The sequence below is a fragment of the Novosphingobium sp. FG137 genome, assembly GCF_057809735.1.
The window spans coordinates 24,971-43,381 of record NZ_JBMDKN010000005.1 but is presented as its reverse complement, the minus strand read 5'-3'; the positions used below and the strand labels follow the sequence as shown (position 1 = coordinate 43,381).

Here is an 18,411-nt window from a genome sequence, read left to right as displayed (position 1 = left end):
TAGCGAAGCCAGGGCCGCTGGGAAAGTGCGCCAATACAAAGAAATCTTGCCGTTCCGTCTCGTCATTGCGAAGAGCGCATCGACGAGGCAATCCAGAGCGGCAAGCGCTGCGGGACGGCGACCCACATCACTCCAGCGCCGCCAACGCCGCATCCCAGGCGAGCATGATCGCCCCGTGCCGCGCGGGGTAGCCCAGCGCAGGCTCGACCAAAGCGATGCCCGGCCAGTCCGGCCTATCACCAGTCCCGGCCAGCCAATCCGCCAGCGCGCGGCGCGTTTCGGCAATCTGCTCCCGGCTGCGGCCCTTTGCGGCGCTCGCAAAGGCAAAGGCCGCTGCCTGACCTATGGCACAGGCGTGCGGGCGCAGACCCAGCGCGCTGATCCGCCCTTCGACATCCACCGCCAGCCCGAGCGCCAGCGTGCTCCCGCAGCGCCGGGAGCGCGCCTCGCCCCTCAGCGGCAGGCTCTCATCCCACGCGAACTCGGCGAGCGCAGTCGCCGCACCAAGGATTTCCGGCGTGTAAAGTGTGCGCGCCGGCGCCTTTCCGGGCGCGTTCATTCGCCGTTTGCCGCCTTGCTGATGCGCCGCTGCAATTCCCGCCGCGCCGCTTTCTTTGCCGCGTCCCGCGTCGCCTTCTCAAGCTCGCTGTCCTTGTCGGCTTCCGCCTTCTTCGCGGCCTCTACGGCTTCCGTGCGGCGATCATCGATGATCGTCATCAGTTCCTCGCTCGCGGCATTGAGGAACGGATAGGTCCGCGCGGCAGTAATCCATGTCGGCCGCCCGTCCGGCCCCCACACGATGTCATAGCCGAAGATGAGCAGCGAAAAGCCCAGCACCATGATCACAAAGCCCTTGATCGCCCCGAACCCGAAGCCGAGCACCCGGTCAATCGGCCCCAGCACCGAACTGCGGCTCGCACTGCCCACCGAGGAGGCGATCATCTTCGCGGCAAAGAAGGGCACGATCGTCAGGATTGCAAAAGCGAGCACGCCCGCGCCAGTCTCGTTCTTGAGGTGCGGCGCAAGCAGGTGCGTCAACGGTTCGTGGCCATAGCGTATGGCGAAGAGCCCCACGCACCACGCCAGCAGCGAAAGCACTTCCTCGACAAAGCCGCGAAAGAACCCGCCGATCGCGCAGACCGCAACGATCAGGAATACAACATAATCGAAGCCGGTCATCGTAAGCGAAATCTACGAGCCGCCCATCACGCGGTCAACCAGGTTCGGCAGAAGTGTTATCGGGGCATAGGCGATCCCCGGCACCTTCTCCTGCGTACCGGCGGGGCCATGCGCCTTGTCGAACCCCAGCTTCGCCGCCTCGCGCAGCCGGATCGAGGAATGCGCCACTGGCCGCACTTCACCGGCGAGGGAAATCTCCCCGAACCACGCCGACGCGCCGGAAAGCGGCCTGTCCGAAAGCGCCGAAATCAGCGCCGCCGCCACCGCCAGATCCGCCGCCGGATCGGTCAGCCGGTACCCTCCAGCAACGTTGAGGTATACTTCCGCGCTCGAAAAATTGAGCCCGCAGCGCGCTTCCAGCACCGCCAGCAGCATCGCAAGCCGCCCGCTGTCCCAGCCCACCACCGCACGGCGCGGGGTTGCGCCGCTTTGCAGCCGCACTGTCAGCGCCTGAATCTCGACCAACACGGGCCGCGTTCCTTCCAGCGCCGGAAACACCGCGCTCCCCGGCACCGGGCTCTCGCGCCCCGAAAGGAACAGCAGCGACGGGTTGCCCACTTCCTCGAGCCCCGCCCCCTGCATCGCAAACACGCCGATCTCGTCTACCGCGCCGAAGCGATTCTTGAGTGCGCGCAGGATGCGGTACTGGTGGCTGCGCTCGCCCTCGAAGCTCATCACCACGTCGACCATGTGCTCCAGCACGCGTGGCCCCGCGATCGTGCCGTCCTTGGTCACATGCCCCACCAGCACCAGCGCTGCCCCGCTCGCCTTGGCGTAGCGGATCAGTTCGAACGCGCAGCCGCGCACCTGGCTCACCGTCCCCGGCGCGCCTTCGATCTGGTCGGAATACATCGTCTGGATCGAATCGATCACGACCAGCGCCGGCGGCTCCATCGTGTTGAGCGTCGTCAGGATATCGCGCACCGAAGTCGCCGCCGCGAGCCGGATTGGCGCGCCGCCAAGGCCCAGTCGGTCAGCCCGCAGCCGCACCTGGTCGGCCGCTTCCTCGCCGCTGATATAAACCGCATCGCCGCCTGCCGCCGCGACCCGCGCCGCCGCTTGCAGCAGTAGCGTCGATTTGCCGATCCCCGGATCGCCGCCCATCAGGATCGCCGAGCCCGGCACAAGGCCCCCGCCCAGCGCCCGATCAAACTCGGCCAGCCCCGTCTTGCGCCGCTCTGGCAGCTTTACCGGCTGATCTAGCGCCACGAATGCGACCGGCCGTCCGCCGCTCGACAAATCATGCTTGGAGGAGAACACCGTCTCCGGCGCATCTTCCTGCAAGGTGCTCCATTCCCCGCAATCGGGGCACTGCCCTTGCCAGCGGGGCGAAACCCCGCCGCAAGCCTGGCAGACATATCGGCGTTTGGGCTTGGCCATGGCAAAGGCCTAATGCGAACATAGCAAGAACGCAAGACCTGCCTTGCTCTCAGTTCACTCGAAAATGGTGCCCCTGGCCAGACTCGAACTGGCACATCTCTCGATAACCGATTTTGAGTCGGTCGCGTCTACCATTCCACCACAGGGGCACTGCGCGAGGGTTTAACCGCCCCCGCCTGTGGCATCAAGCCGTCTTGATCGCCCCCACCACCAGCTTGTGCAGCTTGGAATGCAGCGCATCGTTGCCGGCCAGCACGGTCTCGTCGCAAATCGGCTGCGAACGCCCGCGGTAGTCCGAAACGAACCCGCCCGCTTCGCGCACCAGCAGGCATCCCGCCGCTGTATCCCAAGGCTGCAGCGAACTCTCCCAGAACCCGTCGAACCGGCCCGCAGCGACCCACGCAAGGTCAAGCGCTGCCGAACCATGGCGCCGGATTCCCGCCACGCGCGGCCCCAGCTCGTGATAGATCCGCGTCCACTCGCCCATATCGCCGCGCCCGGCGAACGGAATGCCAGTCGCGATGAGGGCTTCGTCAAGATAGCGCCGCGCCGAAACGCGCAGGCGGCGGTCCTGCAGCCATGCACCGCGGGCTTTCTCGGCCCAGAAGCTCTCGTCGGTGATCGGCTGATAGACGATCCCAGCGGTCACTTCGCCCCAGCCCTTGCCATCCAGCGTCGGCTCCTGCACCGCGATCGAGATCGCGAAGTGCGGAATGCCGTGGAGGAAGTTGCTGGTGCCGTCGAGCGGATCGATGATGAAGCGCGGCTTGCCCGGCTCCCCCTCGATCGTGCCGCCTTCCTCGAGCACGAAGCCCCAACCGGGCCGCGCCGCACGCAGCTCGTCCCACAGCGTGCGCTCGGCAGCCTGATCGGCCTTCGAAACGAAGTCCGCCGGCCCCTTGCGGCTCACCTGGAGATGCTCGACCTCGCCGAAATCACGGCGCAGCCTTTGGCCGGCCTTGCGGGCCGCCTTCTCCATCACCCGCATCAAGCCGGAAACTGCTGACATGATCGCTCAGCCCACCTTGCTGACGTACGAACGCTCGTAGACGTCGACGACAATGCGCGTCCCGCTCGCAATATGCGGCGGCACCATCACGCGCACACCGTTGTCGAGGATCGCGGGCTTGAAGCTGGACGAGGCGGTCTGCCCCTTCACCACGGCGTCGGCCTCGACGATCGTCGCCTCGACCTGCTCGGGCAGCTGCACCGAAATCGGGCGCTCTTCCCACATTTCAAGCAGCACGGTCATGCCGTCCTGCAGAAAGGCCACGGCATCGCCAAGAAGGTCGGCCGGCAGCGTGATCTGGTCGTAGGTTTCCACGTCCATGAAGATCAGGTCGTCGCCTTCCTTGTAGAGGAACTGGAAGTCCTTCGTATCAAGGCGCACGCGCTCGACCGTGTCGGCGCTGCGGAAGCGGACGTTGGTCTTGCGGCCATCGATCAGGTTCTTCATCTCGACCTGCATGAACGCGCCGCCCTTGCCCGGCTGGGTATGCTGGGTCTTGGCAACTTTCCAGATGCCCTTTTCGTATTCCAGAATATTGCCCGGACGGATGTCCACGCCGCTGATCTTCATGATGGAAAGAGCCCCAGTGAATGGAGGAATTGGGATGCACGCCGAAAGGGTGCGGGAGCGCGGCCCTTAGCGCCAAGCGGCGATTGCTTCAAGTCGCCGTCGCATGCTAGCCACGCCGCCATGATCCGCGTTGCCACAATCGCCGCTCTTTCCGCTTTGAGCTTCCTCGCCGCCCCAGCCATGGCCGCGCCGGGCGGCACAATGTGGACAGTGGCGCAAGGCCGCTGGACCTGCGAGCTGCCGGGGGACGCCACCACGCCGCCCGTCCCCCAGCCGGAAAACAACTTCAGCATCGTGCCCGATTCCAGCTACGTGGTCGGCGGGGTGCGCGGCACTTACCTGCTGCTCGGCACCAAGTTCACGATGACGTCCGGCCCATTCGCGGGTCGCCGGTTCGACAAGATCGGCCTTTCGCTCCTCAAGCTCGGCGCCGATGGCAAGCGCGAGGGGCTGCGCTGCGTCCGCGCCGGTGCAGTGCGCGATGAATACAGCGCGGGCGAAGGCGCGCCGACCGAGTAGACCTTTCAGCCCGCCGCCTTCGCAATCGCTTCGTTCAAGGCGCGCACACCCGCCGCCTCGTCCCCGCCCCAAACGGCGTTGCTCACCGCAAGGAAGTCCGCCCCCGCCGCAACCAGCGGCCCGCAATTGGCTGCCGTGATCCCGCCGATCGCCACGCAGGGCAGCTCGAACAGCCGCGACCACCATTGGAGCAATTCGGGCTCGGCAACATGCTTGGTGTCTTTGGTCGCGCTCGGGAAAAACGCCCCGAAGGCGACATAGTCCGCCCCCGCTTCGCCTGCTTCCATCGCCAGGTGGCGGCTCGCATGGCAAGTCACGCCAATCTGCGCCGCCTTGCCAAGCCGCGCCCGCGCATCGGCGACCGATCCATCGTCCTGCCCGAGATGCACCCCGTCCGCGCCGAGCCGCTTAGCCAGCGAAATCGAATCGTTAACGATGAAGGCCACCTCGCGCTCAGCACAGATGCGCTGGAGTGGCTCGGCCAGACGCGCGGCGTCATGCTCGGCCACATCCTTCACGCGAAACTGGAACGCCGCGACTGGCCCCGCATCGAGCGCGCGGGCAAGCCGGTCCGGAAACGTGCCGCCCACATCGAGCGGCGAGATCAAGTATAGTTGGCAGGCAGGATCAGACATTGCCTGCTCCTAGCGGCCCACACGCATCAGAGCAAACCGCCGCTCGCTCAGGCCGTCTTCACCGTCGATCCGCGATGAATCTCGTCGATCGCCGCGCCGAGCGAGGCATCGAACTCGGCGTCGCTCATCTGTGCGCGCAGGTCTTCGAGCAGCGCACGGCTGAAGCTGGCAATGATGCCATTGTTCTTGGCGAGCTCGACGCAGGCTTCCGGCCGCTTGAAGCCGCCCGAAAGCGCCACGACGCGCAGCACGCGCGGATGCGCCACCAGCGGATCGAACGTGCCCGGCACCACAGGAAGCGAGAGCTTGAGCATCACTTCCTCGCCCTCGGCAAGGCCGTCCAGCGCCTTCAGCGTCTCTTCAAGGAGGATCGTGTCACACTCGGCACGCGTCTCGCTCTTGATGTTCACTTCGGGTTCGATGATCGGCATCATGCCGTGGCTGATCACCTGCCGGCCAATCTCGAACTGCTGCGCGACCACGGCGGCGATGCCTTCGCGGTTCGCCGAATTGATCACCGAGCGTTCCTTGGTGCCGAACACGCCAAGCGCCTTTGAACGCTCCAGCAGGGCGTCCAGTGTCGGCATCGGCTTCATCAGTTGCACGCCGTTCGCCTCGTCTTCGAGACCTTTGTCGATCTTGATGAACGGCACCACGCCCTTGGCGATCAGCGCCTCGGGAACCGGCGTCCCGTCAACGTCGCCGTCCATCGTGCGTTCGAACAGGATCGCGCCGATCACCTTCTCGCCCGTGAACGCGGCAGACCGGATGATCCGCGCGCGCATCGCATGGATCAGGCCGAACATTTCCTCATCCGTGTTCCACGCACCGGCTTCGATGCCATAGCCCGCCAACGCCTTGGGCGTGGAACCACCGCTCTGGTCCAATGCCGCGATAAAGCCCTGTCCCGCAGCGATCTTGGACTTCATATCGGCAAAGTTCATGGTGTGCCCCTCTGGTGTGCGCATTCGTATGCGCGGCCCATAATGCGGTTCCTCCCGCACTGCAATATCGCAGCGCGGCACCATTGCGTTTTATTCGGTTGGGTTAGGCTTCGAGCGCTGCCACGCCCGGCAGCACGCGGCCTTCCATCCATTCCAGGAAAGCGCCGCCCGCCGCCGAGACATAGGTGAAGTCGCCCGCCACACCCGCATGGCTCAGCGCCGCGACGGTATCGCCGCCGCCTGCCACCGAAACGAGCGAGCCCTCGCGGGTGAGCGCTGCCGCCGTACGCGCGAGCGCAACGGTCGCGGTGTCGAACGGCGGCGTCTCGAACGCGCCCAGCGGCCCGTTCCACACCAGCGTCTTGCAGACCTTGAGCACATCGGCGAGCGCCTCGGTCGCCGCCGGCCCCACGTCGAGAATCATCTCGTCCGCTGCCACTTCATGCACGTTGCAGGTGCGCAAGGAGGGCGGATTAGCCGCGAATTCCTTCGAGACCACCACATCATACGGCAGATGCACCGTGCAGCCGGAAGCGTCCGCCGCATCAAGGATCGCCTCGGCCGTAGCGGCCAGATCGTGCTCGCACAGCGACTTGCCCACATCGACTCCGCGCGCGGCGAGGAACGTGTTGGCCATGCCGCCGCCGATGATCAGGTGATCGACCTTGCCGACCAGATGCTTCAGCACATCGAGCTTGGAGGAAACCTTGGCCCCGCCGACGACGGCTGCCACCGGATGCTCGGGATGATCCAGCGCCTTGCCCAGCGCCTCAAGCTCCGCCTGCATCGAACGGCCCGCATAGGCCGGCAGCACATGCGCCAGACCCTCGGTCGTCGCATGCGCGCGGTGTGCGGCGGAAAAGGCATCGTTCACATAGATGTCGGCGTGCTCGGCAATCGCTTTCACAAGCTCCGGATCGTTCTTTTCCTCGCCCTTCCAGAACCGCGTGTTCTCAAGGCAGGCGATCCCGCCTTCGGGCAGGATGCCGACCACTTGGCTCACCACCGGACCGGCAATCTCCGAAACAAACATGACCTCGCGGCCAAGGACTTGCTCCACCGCACCGATCACCATGCTCAGCGACTGGGTCGAGACGCGCTCGCCCTTTGGCCGCCCGAAGTGCGCCAGCAACAGCACCTTGGCGCCCTTGTCGGCGAGTTCGAGGATCGTGGGCTTGGCCGCCTGCACGCGGGTGTCGTCGGTCACCGCGCCGTCCTGCATGGGGAGGTTGAGGTCGACGCGCACCAGCACGACCTTGCCTCGCACATCACCGATATCGTCCAGCGTACGGAAGCTCATGTCTCGATCCTCACTTCATCGCCCAAGGCGATTTCGCCTTCGCTGATTACTCGCCCGCAAATGCCGCCGCGCCAGTCCGGCGTGAGTGCCGCGCGCAGTCCGTCGCGCAAGGCATCCATGCGGCTGCATGGATCACATTCGCAGCGCACCTCGATGCGCAGGCTCTTGCCGATGGCGATCACCTTGCCCGCCTCGCGCGGCAGGCGCACGCCCGAAACCAGCAGATTGGCGCGGCGATCAGACCACACGAGGCCATTTGCGCCGCCAAGGTCGTCAAGCGCCGCTGCCCAGCTCTCGGCCTCGATCACGGTGATCTGCCGGTTGCCCTTCTTGCCTTCCGGCACCGGCCCCCGGCAATCGCCCTCAAGCCCCATGTCCGGGGTCACGAGTGCCCGGTCCAAAGTCTCCATGGGCCCGCGGGACACCTTGTGCCGGGCAATCCCGTCAAGACGTCCCGCAGCAGCCATGGCTTAGAGCAGCCCGCCCATCACGCCGGCCGTGTCGACCATGCGGTTGGAGAAGCCCCACTCGTTATCGTACCACGAAAGCACGCGCACCAGCTTGCCGTCGATCACTGCCGTTTCCAGGCTGTCGATGGTCGAGCTGTGCGAATCGTGGTTATAGTCGATCGAAACCAGCGGCTCATCGCTGAAGCCCAGCACGCCCTTGAGCGCGCCTTCCGATGCAGCCTTGAGCAGCGCGTTGACTTCTTCCTTGGTCGTGTCGCGCGCCGGCTGGAACGTCAGGTCCACCACCGAGACGTTCGGGGTCGGCACGCGGATCGCCGAACCGTCAAGCTTGCCCTTCAGTTCAGGCAGCACTTCACCCACCGCGCGGGCGGCGCCCGTCGTGGTCGGGATCATGCTCATCGCGGCAGCGCGGGCGCGGCGCGGATCGTCGTGGATCTGGTCGAGGATCTTCTGATCGTTGGTATAGGCGTGGACCGTGGTCATCAGCCCGCGCACGATCCCGATCTCGTCGTTCAGCACCTTGGCAAACGGCGCGAGGCAGTTGGTGGTGCACGAAGCGTTCGAGACGATGGTGTGCTCGGCGGTCAGCTTGTCGTGGTTCACGCCGTAAACGACGGTGAGATCGACATTCTTGCCCGGCGCCGAGATCAGCACCTTCTTTGCGCCCGCCGCAATGTGCTTTTCGCACGAGGCGCGGTCGGTGAAGAAGCCGGTGCATTCGAGGACGATGTCGATCCCCTGCGCGCCGTGCGGCAGGTTGGCAGGGTCACGCTCGGCGGTCACGGCGATGCGCTTGCCGTTGATGACGAGATCGTTGCCGTCCACCTCGACCGTGCCCGAAAACGCGCCATGCACGCTGTCACGCTTGAACAGCAGGGCGTTGGCCTTGGCGCTGGCGAGGTCGTTGATCGAAACCAGCTCCAGCCCGCAGTCCGGCCGCTCGAGGATGGCGCGCGCCACATTGCGCCCGATGCGCCCGAAACCGTTGATCGCAACCTTGGTCGCCATGGTACTGTTCTCCTACGTCTCGCTCAGGAAAGCCGCGCGCGGATGCGCGGCAGGATCTTTTCGGCGGTCAGGCCGAAGTGGTCATAAAGCACCGGTGCGGGGGCCGATGCGCCAAAGCTGTCGATGCCGATGGTGAGCCCGTCGCCAACATACTTCTGCCAGCCCAGCGTGACGCCTGCCTCGATCGACACCTTGAGCGCGTCTGCCGGCAGCAGGTCGGCGCGGTAGGCCGCTTCCTGCTCGTCGAACAGCTCCCAGCACGGGAACGAGACAACATCCGCACCCACGCCCTCGGCTTCGAGCGCTTTTGCCAAGTCCATGGCAATCGCCACTTCCGAGCCCGTCGCCAGAAGCACGACCTTGCGCGGCGCCGTTGCGCCCACGAGGCGGTAGGCGCCCTTCGCACTCTTCATCTCGGCATCAAAGCGTACCGGCGGGAGGTTCTGGCGGGTCAGCGCCAACACGGTCGGGCGGTGGGCATTGGCCAGCGCAAGGCTCCAGGCCTCTGCCGTCTCGATCGCATCCGCCGGGCGGAACACAAGGAGATTGGGGATCATGCGCAGCGACATGACATGCTCGACCGGCTGATGGGTCGGCCCATCTTCGCCAAGGCCGATCGAATCATGCGTGAACACATAGACCGCGCGCACGTGCTGCAACGCGGACATGCGCACAGCATTGCGGCAATAGTCCGAAAACACGAGGAAGGTGCCGCCATAGGGGATCACGCCACCGTGCAGCGCCATGCCGTTCATCGCGGCGGCCATGCCGAACTCGCGGATGCCATAATAGACATAGCGACCGCCGTAAATGTCCTTGGTCAGCGGCCCGGTCGACTTGGTCTTGGTATTGTTCGAACCCGTGAGGTCCGCCGAACCGCCAACCATTTCGGGGATAACAGCAGTCATCGCCTCCAGCGCCATTTCGCTCGACTTGCGCGTCGCCACCGTCGGCGGATTGGCGATCAGGCTCTGGATGTAGGCATTCTGCGCGCCGACATCCGCAGGAAGCTCGCCCGCCATGCGCCGTGCCAGTTCGGCGCCCTGCGGATGCGCAGCCGCCCGCGCTTCCCACGCAGCCCGCGCTGCCGAACCCTTTGCGCCAGCAGCGCGCCAGTTGGCCAGAATATCTGCCGGGATTTCGAACGGCGCCGAAGTCCAGCCCAGGTACTCGCGCGCCGCCTCGATCTCGCTCTTGCCGAGCGGCGAGCCGTGGACGTTGTGGCCGCCCTGCTTGTTGGGCGCGCCCTTGCCGATCACCGTGCGGCACGAAACCAGCGAAGGCCGCGGATCTGCAGCAGCTTCGGCCAGCGCGCGGGCGATATCGGCAAAGTCATGCCCGTCGCAGCTCGTGGTATGCCAACCGCTCGCGGCATAGCGCGCCAGAATGTCTTCCGTGGTCGAAAGCGAGGTATCGCCGTCGATGGTGATCTTGTTGTCGTCCCACAGCACGTTGAGGTGGCCCAGGCCGAGCGTCCCCGCAAGGCCGACGGCCTCGTGGTTCACGCCTTCCATCAGGCAGCCGTCGCCCGCGATCACCCAGGTCTTGTGGTTGACCAGTTCGCTGCCAAACGTCGCATTGAGGTGCCGCTCGGCAATCGCCATGCCCACCGCCATGGCAACACCTTGCCCCAGCGGACCGGTGGTGCACTCGACGCCTTCCAGCATGTCGTTTTCAGGGTGGCCTGCGCAAGGGCTGCCCAGCTGGCGGAAATTGCGGATGTCGCCAATCGTCGGCGCGGCATAACCGGTCAGATGCAGCAGCGCGTAAATCAGCATCGAGCCGTGACCGGCCGAAAGCACGAAGCGGTCGCGATCGGCCCATTTGGGTGCAGCGGGATCGTACTTCAGGAACTGGCTGAACAGCACGGTCGCCACATCGGCCATGCCCATCGGCATGCCGGGGTGCCCCGAATTGGCGGCCTCGACCGCGTCCATTGCCAGCGCCCGGATGGCATTCGCCATCGGCGCCAGTACGGCCTGATCCCGTTCCCCAGCCAACGTCATCGTCTGTCCTAGCCTTCGATCCTGCGGCACGGGCCGCTCACGCGCGCGGCCGATTCGGCAGCGGGCTCTCTTTGGGAGCGACACTCTGTAGCGTCAAGGCTGGGGCCCTGGCGTCAAGGTTGGGGAAAGGCGGGCAGTTCCCGGCTTGCGGGCCTAGGCAATTGTGCTAGCGAAGCAGGCCATGACGACCGAGGCGCAGGATTCCCCGCTCGATGCGGCGCTTGACAAGATCGAGCAGGCGATTGCCCGGCTCGAGGCTGCCGTTGCCGCAGCCCCCGCCCCTGCTGAAGTGGCCGAGCTGCGCAGCCGCCACCGCAAGCTCAAGGAACGGGTGAGCCAGGAAATCCAGCAGCTTGATCTCCTGCTGGCCAATCTCCCGCAATGACCGCTATATCATGACCAACGTCACCCTCACGATCGGCGGCCGCCCCTACACCGTCTCCGCGCCGGACGGCGAAGAACCGCATATCGAGATGCTCGGCCGCATGGTGGCCGAGCGGGTCGCGAACGGCGGCGGCGGCGCCGGGCAGAGCGAGACACGCATGCTGCTCTTTGCCGCACTCATGCTGGCGGACGAACTGCACGAACTGCATCGCCAGATGCCGCCCCCGCAGGAAGAAACAAAGGCAAGCGTGCCCGAGGCGGCACCGCCGTCTGCCGAAGTCCTCGCCCGGATCGAAACGCTCGCCGCGCGCGTCGAGAAACTCGCGGCCCATCTGGAAGAAACTGAAGGTTAAGACCGGCACTTGAGAAAGTGCTGCGCATTCCCTAGATAGGGAGCGACGGGTACTGCCCGGCACGTGCCACATGAAATCCCTGAGGCTATAAGCAAAATCCTTGGGGGCTGTCCCTGCTCGGGCCCTGGCCCTGGTATATGGTCCCCACCTGACGTGAACGCGTCAGAGGATTCTCCTGGAAACGACCCATGGTGGTCCCGTCACCCCGGCACGGTGCCCTTCTGCCAAGGCCAGAAACTGCAACAGATGACCTTGGAACCTTCTGATATCGTCCGCGCCAAGGCTGCCCTGCGCAAATCGCTGCGCGCCGCCCGGCGCGACCACGTGGCTGCGCTCGAACCGCGCATCAAGGCGCTGCTGTTCATGCGGCCGCCTGCAGCGCTTGGCGATCTGATCCCGGCCGGTGCCACTATCGGCCTGTATCATGCGATTGGCGATGAAGCGCCCACAGCGGCCTATGCCCGACATTTCCACGATGCGGGGCACAAGCTTGCCATGCCCTTCTTCGCCCGCCGCGGCGCGCCGATGGAATTCCGCCACTGGGCTTCACCCTATCACGACGAGCTTCTGGAGCCCGATCCCTACGGCGCCCAGCAACCGCTTGCCGATGCAGAGCCGCTGGCACCCGATGTTCTGTTCGTCCCCCTCATCGGCTTTACCGCCACCGGCCATCGTCTCGGGCAAGGCGGCGGCTACTATGACCGTTGGCTTGAACAGTACCCCGATGCGCCCGCCATCGGCATGGCATGGGACAGCCAGCTTGCCGAAAACCTGCCATTAGAGGCGCATGACAGGCCGCTCTCCGCAGTGGTAACGCCGACCCGGCTATACGGCCCCTTCTGAACGGACGCACGATGAACGAACCCGAAAGCTACAAGCCCACCTGGCGCAAGCCCTTCGGCATCCTCGCGCTGGTTCTGGGGCTGTTCGGCTATGCACTGATCGTGGCGGGCCTTGCTGGCCCCATCGGCAAGATGCCGGTGCTCGTGCAGACGCTGGTCTACGTGATTCTCGGAACCGTGTGGCTCCTGCCGCTACGCCGCTTCCTGATCTGGATGGAAACCGGTCGCTGGGGCTGATTCAAAACGATTTTTCGCTCACGCAAAAATAGCCGCAATTTTGCCGATCTAGGGCGTTGACAGCCAGAGGCTCCTCCCATAAATGCGGCGCTCCCAAGGCGAGCGGGTGTAGCTCAGTTGGTTAGAGTATCGGCCTGTCACGCCGAGGGTCGCGGGTTCAAGTCCCGTCACTCGCGCCATTGGGAAGACGAAAAAGGCACCTTCGGGTGCCTTTTTCTTTGCCCGCAGCACTCGGCCGCTTGTTCCCTCTTGACTGAGCAGCGTGCAAAGCCCGCAGGCCCGCATTAACCAAACTTTATCGGCCCTTGTGCCAACCATGGCCCCGGCGGCGCAGGGAGCGCCCAAGGGGCAGATCAGGCGATGTACAAGGCGGTCCTTCCGGCGATGCTGGTCGCAGGCGCGACAAGCGCGGCGCTCATGCCGGTCGCAGCCCATGCCGCTGCCCAGCCTGCTGGTGGCGTGCAGTTTGCCAGCGATGTCTTCGTTGAGCGCTTCCAACCTGCCCCCGGCGGCCGCACCGCGCGCATTCTCGAACGCGCCGATCAGCTCCGCCCCGGCGACCGCGTGATCTTCGTGGTCAATTGGTCCGGACGCAAGGATGGCGGCTTCACCGTCACCAACCCGCTCCCGCGCACAATCGCCTTTGCCGGCGCAACGGATGAAACGCAGGAAGTCTCGGTCGATGGCGGCCGCACCTGGGGCCCGCTCGAAGCGCTCACCATACGCACCGCCGATGGCCGGGCACGCCCGGCGCACGCAGAAGACGTCACCCACTTGCGCTGGCGCATCCCGGTCCAGCTCGCGCTCGCTGGCACAGGCCAGATGACCTGGCGCGGCGTCGTGCGCTAATCCGCCAGCAGCAGCACCGGCGTCTCGATCAGCCGCTTGAGCGCCTGCACAAAGCTCGCCGCATCCCAGCCATCCACCACGCGGTGATCGCAGCTGATCGAAACGTTCATCAGCTTGCGCTTGGCCACCCGCTCGCCGCCCATCCCGTCGGGCACGAACATCGGCCGCTCGACAATCCGGTTGGGGCCGATGATCGCCACTTCCGGCCGGTTGATCACCGGCGTCGTCGCCACCCCGCCCAGCGCGCCAAGTGAGGTCACGGTGATTGTCGAGCCCGAAAGCTCGGCCGACGTCGCCGTTCCGCCGCGCGCCGCCTCCGCAAGGCGGCCGATCTCGTTCGCCAGCTGCCACAGGTTGCGATCCTGCGCGTCGCGAATCACCGGCACCATGAGGCCGCCCGGCGTCTGCGTCGCCATGCCCAGATGCACCGCGCCATGCCGCGTCACCACGCCCGCCTCGTCATCATAGCGCGCATTGAGCATCGGGAAGTCCGGCAGCGTCTTGCAGATCGCGGTGATCAGCAGCGGCAGCATGGTCAGCTTCGGCCTGACTGCATTTGGGCCGCCCCGCGACTCGTTGAGCTGCGCGCGCATCTCTTCGAGCGCCGTAACGTCGCATTCCTCGACATAGGTGAAATGCGGGATCGCGCGCTTGGAGGCCGCCATATTCTCGGCAATCCGACGGCGCAGGCCGATGACCTTTACGGTCTCGTCCGCGCGTTTCGCTCCCGCCGCCCTGAACCCGCCGCCCGCATTATAGGCCAGGAACTGGTCTAGATCCGCATGCCGCACGCGGCCCTCTTCCGAAGGCTTCACCTCAGCCAGATCGATCCCCAGCGCCTCAGCCCGCGCCCGCACGGCAGGGCTCGCCAGAACCTTGGAAACGGCAGGACCTTCCTTCTCCCTCTCCCCTTCAGGGGAGAGGGCCGGGGAGAGGGGAACTTCAGCAACCGGCTCTGCAACAACCGGCACATCAACAACAACATCCGCTCGTCCTGAGCTTGTCGAAGGACCATGCACAACCTTGGCAGCAGGCTCCCCAGCCTCATCCCCCTCGGTCTCGATCACCACCAGCGGCGACCCGATCGCGATCACATCGCCGACATCCCCGGCAATCGAGATGATCCGCCCGCTCACAGGGCTCTCCATTTCGACCGTGGCCTTGTCGGTCATCAGATCGGCCACGCGCCCGTCCTCGGCGACCAGATCGCCTACCTTGACATGCCAGGCGACAATTTCGGCCTCGGCAATACCCTCGCCGATATCGGGCAGGCGGAACGTGAAAGTACCCATGGCGTCAGGCTTTCAAAAGACGGTCAACAGCCTCGCCGATGCGGACCGGACCCGGAAAATACGCCCATTCAAGGCTATGCGGATAAGGCGTGTCGAAGCCCGTCACGCGCTCGATCGGGGCTTCAAGGTGGTAGAAGCAGCGCTCCTGCACCAGCGCGGAAAGCTCCGCGCCAAAGCCGCTTGTGCGAGTCGCCTCATGGACGATCAGACACCGCCCCGTCTTTTCGACCGAAGCCTTGATCGTCTCGATATCGAGCGGCACCAGCGTGCGCAGATCGATGATCTCGGCGTCCACACCCTTTTCCGCCAGAACCGCCTGCGCCACATGGACCATCGTGCCATAGGCGAGCACCGTCATCGCCTCGCCTTCGCGCACCACCCGCGCCTTGCCCAGCGGGATGCGGTAATACCCTTCCGGCACCGCCCCATCGGGATGGCGCGACCACGGCTCGACCGGCTTGTCGTAATAGCCATTGAACGGCCCGTTGTAGATGCGCTTGGGCTCGAAGAAGATCACCGGATCGTTGTCTTCGATCGCCGCGATCAACAGCCCCTTGGCATCATGCGGCGTGCTCGGGATCACCGTCTTGATGCCCGAAACATGGGTAAACAGCGCCTCCGGGCTCTGGCTATGAGTCTGCCCGCCGAAGATGCCGCCGCCAAACGGCGAGCGCACCGTGATCGGCGCGGTAAACTCACCCGCCGAACGATAGCGCAGCCGCGCCGCTTCGGAGACGAGCTGGTCCAGTCCCGGATAGATATAGTCGGCAAACTGGATTTCCGGCACCGGACGCAGGCCATAGGCCCCCATCCCCACCGCCACGCCGATGATCCCGCATTCGCTGATCGGCGTATCGAACACGCGGGTACGGCCATATTTCTTCTGCAGCCCCGCCGTCGCGCGGAACACGCCGCCGAAATAGCCGACGTCCTCGCCCATCACGACGATATTGCCGTCACGCTCCATCATCACGCCAAGCGCGTCGTTGATCGCCTCGATCATGTTGAGCTTCTTCATGGAAGGCTGCTCGCTCACGAGTCCTCCTCCTTCCATTCGGGCCATTTGATCCGGCGCTCGCGGATCGCCTGCTCGCTCTGTTCCTTGAGGTGCCACGGCAGTTCCTCGAACACGTCCTCGAACAATGTGCGGAACGGGTGGTGCAAGCCGTGCCCCAGCACACCGTTGGCCTCCGCCGCCTTGGCTGCCGCCTTCACTTGTTCGGCAAGCTCAAGATCCATCGCGGCATGCGCTTCCTGCGTCCATTCGCCGAGCGCTTCCAGATGCGCTGCAAGCCGCGCGATGGGATCGCCCAGCGGCCACTCGCTGCGCTCCTGCACTGATCGGTACTGCCCCGGATCGTCCGAAGTCGAATGCCCTTCCGCGCGGTAGGTGAAATGCTCGATCAGCGTCGGCCCGCCATTGGCCCGCGCCCGGTTGGCCGCCCAGCGCGTTGCCGCATAGACCGCCAGCGGATCGTTGCCGTCCACCCGCAGCCCAGCGATCCCATAGCCGATCGCCCGCGCCGCAAAGGTCGTCCGCTCCGCTCCGGCAAAGCCCGAAAAGCTCGAAATCGCCCACTGGTTGTTGACGACATTGAACACCACCGGCGCGTTGTAGACTGCCGCGAAGGTCATCGCCGAATGGAAGTCTCCTTCCGCAGTCGATCCCTCACCCAGCCACGAAGCCGCAATCCGCGTATCGCCCTTGATCGCGCTCGCCATCGCCCAGCCCACGGCCTGCGGATACTGCGTGGCAAGGTTGCCCGATATCGAGAAGAACGAAGCCTCCCGCGCCGAATACATGATCGGCAGCTGGCGGCCCTTCAGCTTGTCCGCCTTGTTCGAATAGATCTGGTTGATCATGTCGACCATCGGATAGCCGCGCGCAATCAGGATACCCTGCTGGCGGTAGCTGGGAAACACCATGTCGTCGCCCGCCAGCGCCATGGCCGGGGCAATCGAAGTCGCCTCCTCGCCGGTGCACTTCATGTAGAAGCTGGTCTTGCCCTGCCGCTGCCCGCGATACATCCGGTCGTCGAACGCCCGCGTCAGCGCCATCAGCCGCAGCATCCGCCGCAAGGTTTCGGGATCGAGCTTCGGGTCCCACGGCCCCACCGCGCGGTGATCCTCGCCCAGCACGCGCACCAGATCGAGGCACAGCGGATGCGTCTCGCTCGCGGCACAGCCTTCATCTGGCCGCGCCTGCGCACCCGCCTGCGTGATCGCCAGATGGCTGTAGTCCACCGCATCGCCGGGGCGAAAGCGCGGTTCGGGAACATGCAGTTCAAGCGGCGGGAGATTGCTGCGGGAAGCTTCGGTCATGCGCAAACTGCCAGCATCGGTCACTCCCGGCGCGCCTCTCCAGTGAGACGCATTATTAGCTCACCGCATAATAATATTACACGCAGCTTTCCGAGTCAATCAAACCGCCACCGGGGCCGCAATGTGCGCCTGCGGGGCATAGCCGGTCACCTCGAAATCCTCAATCCGGTATCCAAAGATACTATCTGGCCGGCGATGGATAGCGAGTTTCGGGCTACCATCGGGCAGGCGTGCCAACTGTTCTTCCACAAGATCTGCATGGTTGAGATAGAGGTGCGTATCGCCCCCCATCCACACCAGTTCGCCCGGCTCAAGGTCGCATTGCTGCGCCAGCAGGCGGATGAACAGCGCGCCGCCCCAGAGGTTGAACGGCAGCCCCAGCGCCACGTCGCAGCTGCGCTGATAGAGCAGCCCCGAAAGCTTCCCGTCCGCGACGTGGAACTGGTAGGTTTTGTGGCACGGCGGCAGCGCCATCTGGCCGAGCTCCGCCACGTTCCACCCCTCGACGATATGGCGCCTGCTGCCGGGGTTCTTCCGCAGGCTCTCGACCACCTCGGCCACCTGGTTCACGCCCTCCGCCCGCCGCGCAAAGAGCCCGCCCTCTGCTGGTTCGTAAACCGGCCAGTCCGTCCACTGCTTCCCGTAAACCGGCCCCAGATCGCCCCACTCGGCCGCAAACGCCTCGTCCGCCACGATCCGCGCCGAAAAGTCCTTGCGGGAAATGTCTTCGCCCGTCGTGCGGCGATAGCGGTCCAGCGGCCAGTCGGTCCAGATTTCCACGCCTTGCGCGCAGAGCTCGCGGATATTGGTGCGGCCGGTCAGGAACCACAGGAATTCGCGCGTCGCGGTCTTCCAGTAGACGCGCTTGGTCGTCAGCAGCGGCATCGCGCCATCGGCCAGATCGAACCGCAACTGCGCGCCGAACACCGACCGCGTCCCCACGCCCGTGCGGTCCACCCGCTCGTCACCCTCCTCCCAGATGCGGCGCATCAGGTCGAGGTATTGCTGTTCGGGATGCGCTTGCAGCGCCGGGACTCGCGAAGGGGAAGCGGCTGTGGCCATGTCCACTGTCTAGCCGCGTCCCGCCGCACTGACCAGCGCCCGCTCTACGC

General features: G+C 65.3%; 21 protein-coding genes and 2 tRNA genes. 7 read left to right on the top strand and 16 right to left on the bottom strand.

Annotation, left to right across the window (positions count from 1 at the left end; genetic code table 11):
- Positions 1 to 127 precede the first annotated feature (127 nt).
- From ACODS2_RS14860 to efp, 6 genes are all read right to left on the bottom strand, one after another.
- The gene (locus ACODS2_RS14860; protein WP_488999542.1) at positions 128 to 559 is read right to left on the bottom strand and encodes an iron-sulfur cluster assembly scaffold protein; all 432 of its coding nucleotides are present in this window, start codon (positions 557 to 559) and stop codon (positions 128 to 130) included.
- Positions 556 to 1,179 carry a CvpA family protein gene (locus tag ACODS2_RS14855; protein WP_488999541.1) on the bottom strand — a complete coding sequence of 208 codons (624 nt, stop codon included), beginning with the start codon at positions 1,177 to 1,179 and terminating at the stop codon, positions 556 to 558. The genes ACODS2_RS14860 and ACODS2_RS14855 overlap by 4 nt, the downstream gene beginning before the upstream one ends.
- Positions 1,180 to 1,191: 12 nt before the next feature.
- A complete protein-coding gene (gene radA / locus ACODS2_RS14850) occupies positions 1,192 to 2,559 on the bottom strand; it encodes a DNA repair protein RadA (RefSeq protein WP_488999540.1) in 1,368 nt (455 codons plus the stop codon).
- A gap of 65 nt (positions 2,560 to 2,624) precedes the next feature.
- A tRNA-Leu gene (locus tag ACODS2_RS14845) sits at positions 2,625 to 2,708 on the bottom strand.
- Between the two features lie 35 nt (positions 2,709 to 2,743).
- The gene (locus ACODS2_RS14840; RefSeq protein WP_298174792.1) at positions 2,744 to 3,568 is read right to left on the bottom strand and encodes an inositol monophosphatase family protein; all 825 of its coding nucleotides are present in this window, start codon (positions 3,566 to 3,568) and stop codon (positions 2,744 to 2,746) included.
- Positions 3,569 to 3,574: 6 nt separating this feature from the next.
- The gene (gene efp / locus ACODS2_RS14835; RefSeq protein WP_488999539.1) at positions 3,575 to 4,138 is read right to left on the bottom strand and encodes an elongation factor P; all 564 of its coding nucleotides are present in this window, start codon (positions 4,136 to 4,138) and stop codon (positions 3,575 to 3,577) included.
- Positions 4,139 to 4,258: 120 nt separating this feature from the next.
- Here efp and ACODS2_RS14830 point away from each other — a divergent pair, with 120 nt between their 5' ends.
- A complete protein-coding gene (locus tag ACODS2_RS14830; RefSeq protein ID WP_488999538.1) occupies positions 4,259 to 4,657 on the top strand; it encodes a hypothetical protein in 399 nt (132 codons plus the stop codon).
- Between the two features lie 5 nt (positions 4,658 to 4,662).
- On the opposite strand, the gene thiE is transcribed toward ACODS2_RS14830, so the two are convergent.
- From thiE to tkt, 6 genes are all read right to left on the bottom strand, one after another.
- Positions 4,663 to 5,292, bottom strand: a complete 630-nt coding sequence (gene thiE, locus ACODS2_RS14825) for a thiamine phosphate synthase (protein WP_488999537.1) — start codon at positions 5,290 to 5,292, stop codon at positions 4,663 to 4,665.
- Positions 5,293 to 5,339: 47 nt separating this feature from the next.
- Positions 5,340 to 6,236 carry a fructose bisphosphate aldolase gene (locus tag ACODS2_RS14820; RefSeq protein ID WP_488999536.1) on the bottom strand — a complete coding sequence of 299 codons (897 nt, stop codon included), beginning with the start codon at positions 6,234 to 6,236 and terminating at the stop codon, positions 5,340 to 5,342.
- Between the two features lie 103 nt (positions 6,237 to 6,339).
- Positions 6,340 to 7,536 (bottom strand): phosphoglycerate kinase, encoded by a 1,197-nt coding sequence (locus tag ACODS2_RS14815; RefSeq protein ID WP_488999535.1) that lies wholly within the window; start codon positions 7,534 to 7,536, stop codon positions 6,340 to 6,342.
- Positions 7,533 to 7,946 carry an MOSC domain-containing protein gene (locus ACODS2_RS14810; RefSeq protein WP_488999534.1) on the bottom strand — a complete coding sequence of 138 codons (414 nt, stop codon included), beginning with the start codon at positions 7,944 to 7,946 and terminating at the stop codon, positions 7,533 to 7,535. The genes ACODS2_RS14815 and ACODS2_RS14810 overlap by 4 nt, the downstream gene beginning before the upstream one ends.
- A 60-nt stretch (positions 7,947 to 8,006) precedes the next feature.
- Complete coding sequence (gap, locus tag ACODS2_RS14805) at positions 8,007 to 9,014, bottom strand: type I glyceraldehyde-3-phosphate dehydrogenase (protein ID WP_488999533.1); 1,008 nt, start codon at positions 9,012 to 9,014, stop codon at positions 8,007 to 8,009.
- 23 nt (positions 9,015 to 9,037) lie between these two features.
- Positions 9,038 to 11,020 (bottom strand): transketolase, encoded by a 1,983-nt coding sequence (gene tkt / locus ACODS2_RS14800; protein WP_488999532.1) that lies wholly within the window; start codon positions 11,018 to 11,020, stop codon positions 9,038 to 9,040.
- Between the two features lie 181 nt (positions 11,021 to 11,201).
- Here tkt and ACODS2_RS14795 point away from each other — a divergent pair, with 181 nt between their 5' ends.
- The 6 genes from ACODS2_RS14795 to ACODS2_RS14770 all read left to right on the top strand — a co-directional run bounded on the left by ACODS2_RS14795 (position 11,202) and on the right by ACODS2_RS14770 (position 13,685).
- On the top strand, positions 11,202 to 11,405 hold the full coding sequence (locus ACODS2_RS14795) for a hypothetical protein (protein WP_488999531.1): 204 nt from the start codon (positions 11,202 to 11,204) through the stop codon (positions 11,403 to 11,405).
- A 10-nt stretch (positions 11,406 to 11,415) separates the two neighbouring features.
- On the top strand, positions 11,416 to 11,757 hold the full coding sequence (locus tag ACODS2_RS14790; protein WP_488999530.1) for a cell division protein ZapA: 342 nt from the start codon (positions 11,416 to 11,418) through the stop codon (positions 11,755 to 11,757).
- Positions 11,758 to 12,003: 246 nt separating this feature from the next.
- Complete coding sequence (locus ACODS2_RS14785; RefSeq protein WP_488999529.1) at positions 12,004 to 12,600, top strand: 5-formyltetrahydrofolate cyclo-ligase; 597 nt, start codon at positions 12,004 to 12,006, stop codon at positions 12,598 to 12,600.
- Positions 12,601 to 12,611: 11 nt separating this feature from the next.
- On the top strand, positions 12,612 to 12,836 hold the full coding sequence (locus tag ACODS2_RS14780) for a DUF2842 domain-containing protein (protein ID WP_298174803.1): 225 nt from the start codon (positions 12,612 to 12,614) through the stop codon (positions 12,834 to 12,836).
- A 102-nt stretch (positions 12,837 to 12,938) separates the two neighbouring features.
- Positions 12,939 to 13,015, top strand: a tRNA-Asp gene (locus tag ACODS2_RS14775).
- 181 nt (positions 13,016 to 13,196) lie between these two features.
- Positions 13,197 to 13,685, top strand: a complete 489-nt coding sequence (locus ACODS2_RS14770) for a hypothetical protein (protein WP_488999528.1) — start codon at positions 13,197 to 13,199, stop codon at positions 13,683 to 13,685.
- Here the strand turns inward: ACODS2_RS14770 and ACODS2_RS14765 are convergent.
- The 4 genes from ACODS2_RS14765 to thyA form a co-directional block, all read right to left on the bottom strand.
- Entirely contained in the window at positions 13,682 to 14,977 is a 1,296-nt protein-coding gene (locus ACODS2_RS14765; protein ID WP_488999527.1) for a dihydrolipoamide acetyltransferase family protein, read from the bottom strand. The genes ACODS2_RS14770 and ACODS2_RS14765 overlap by 4 nt on opposite strands.
- Positions 14,978 to 14,981: 4 nt before the next feature.
- Positions 14,982 to 15,995, bottom strand: coding sequence for an alpha-ketoacid dehydrogenase subunit beta (locus ACODS2_RS14760; protein ID WP_488999851.1), 1,014 nt, complete (start codon positions 15,993 to 15,995; stop codon positions 14,982 to 14,984).
- A 14-nt stretch (positions 15,996 to 16,009) separates the two neighbouring features.
- Positions 16,010 to 17,299 (bottom strand): 3-methyl-2-oxobutanoate dehydrogenase (2-methylpropanoyl-transferring) subunit alpha, encoded by a 1,290-nt coding sequence (locus ACODS2_RS14755; protein ID WP_488999526.1) that lies wholly within the window; start codon positions 17,297 to 17,299, stop codon positions 16,010 to 16,012.
- Between the two features lie 99 nt (positions 17,300 to 17,398).
- Entirely contained in the window at positions 17,399 to 18,361 is a 963-nt protein-coding gene (gene thyA / locus ACODS2_RS14750; protein ID WP_488999525.1) for a thymidylate synthase, read from the bottom strand.
- Positions 18,362 to 18,411: the final 50 nt, after the last annotated feature.

What these genes read in the sequence shown, in the direction of transcription:
- ACODS2_RS14860 (WP_488999542.1), bottom strand. Translation starts at nt 559, where the DNA reads ATGAACGCGCCCGGAAAGGCGCCGGCGCGCACACTTTACACGCCGGAA.
- ACODS2_RS14855 (WP_488999541.1), bottom strand. Translation starts at nt 1,179, where the DNA reads ATGACCGGCTTCGATTATGTTGTATTCCTGATCGTTGCGGTCTGCGCG.
- radA (WP_488999540.1), bottom strand. Translation starts at nt 2,559, where the DNA reads ATGGCCAAGCCCAAACGCCGATATGTCTGCCAGGCTTGCGGCGGGGTT.
- ACODS2_RS14840 (WP_298174792.1), bottom strand. Translation starts at nt 3,568, where the DNA reads ATGTCAGCAGTTTCCGGCTTGATGCGGGTGATGGAGAAGGCGGCCCGC.
- efp (WP_488999539.1), bottom strand. Translation starts at nt 4,138, where the DNA reads ATGAAGATCAGCGGCGTGGACATCCGTCCGGGCAATATTCTGGAATAC.
- ACODS2_RS14830 (WP_488999538.1), top strand. Translation starts at nt 4,259, where the DNA reads ATGATCCGCGTTGCCACAATCGCCGCTCTTTCCGCTTTGAGCTTCCTC.
- thiE (WP_488999537.1), bottom strand. Translation starts at nt 5,292, where the DNA reads ATGTCTGATCCTGCCTGCCAACTATACTTGATCTCGCCGCTCGATGTG.
- ACODS2_RS14820 (WP_488999536.1), bottom strand. Translation starts at nt 6,236, where the DNA reads ATGAACTTTGCCGATATGAAGTCCAAGATCGCTGCGGGACAGGGCTTT.
- ACODS2_RS14815 (WP_488999535.1), bottom strand. Translation starts at nt 7,536, where the DNA reads ATGAGCTTCCGTACGCTGGACGATATCGGTGATGTGCGAGGCAAGGTC.
- ACODS2_RS14810 (WP_488999534.1), bottom strand. Translation starts at nt 7,946, where the DNA reads ATGGAGACTTTGGACCGGGCACTCGTGACCCCGGACATGGGGCTTGAG.
- gap (WP_488999533.1), bottom strand. Translation starts at nt 9,014, where the DNA reads ATGGCGACCAAGGTTGCGATCAACGGTTTCGGGCGCATCGGGCGCAAT.
- tkt (WP_488999532.1), bottom strand. Translation starts at nt 11,020, where the DNA reads ATGACGTTGGCTGGGGAACGGGATCAGGCCGTACTGGCGCCGATGGCG.
- ACODS2_RS14795 (WP_488999531.1), top strand. Translation starts at nt 11,202, where the DNA reads ATGACGACCGAGGCGCAGGATTCCCCGCTCGATGCGGCGCTTGACAAG.
- ACODS2_RS14790 (WP_488999530.1), top strand. Translation starts at nt 11,416, where the DNA reads ATGACCAACGTCACCCTCACGATCGGCGGCCGCCCCTACACCGTCTCC.
- ACODS2_RS14785 (WP_488999529.1), top strand. Translation starts at nt 12,004, where the DNA reads ATGACCTTGGAACCTTCTGATATCGTCCGCGCCAAGGCTGCCCTGCGC.
- ACODS2_RS14780 (WP_298174803.1), top strand. Translation starts at nt 12,612, where the DNA reads ATGAACGAACCCGAAAGCTACAAGCCCACCTGGCGCAAGCCCTTCGGC.
- ACODS2_RS14770 (WP_488999528.1), top strand. Translation starts at nt 13,197, where the DNA reads ATGTACAAGGCGGTCCTTCCGGCGATGCTGGTCGCAGGCGCGACAAGC.
- ACODS2_RS14765 (WP_488999527.1), bottom strand. Translation starts at nt 14,977, where the DNA reads ATGGGTACTTTCACGTTCCGCCTGCCCGATATCGGCGAGGGTATTGCC.
- ACODS2_RS14760 (WP_488999851.1), bottom strand. Translation starts at nt 15,995, where the DNA reads ATGAAGAAGCTCAACATGATCGAGGCGATCAACGACGCGCTTGGCGTG.
- ACODS2_RS14755 (WP_488999526.1), bottom strand. Translation starts at nt 17,299, where the DNA reads ATGACCGAAGCTTCCCGCAGCAATCTCCCGCCGCTTGAACTGCATGTT.
- thyA (WP_488999525.1), bottom strand. Translation starts at nt 18,361, where the DNA reads ATGGCCACAGCCGCTTCCCCTTCGCGAGTCCCGGCGCTGCAAGCGCAT.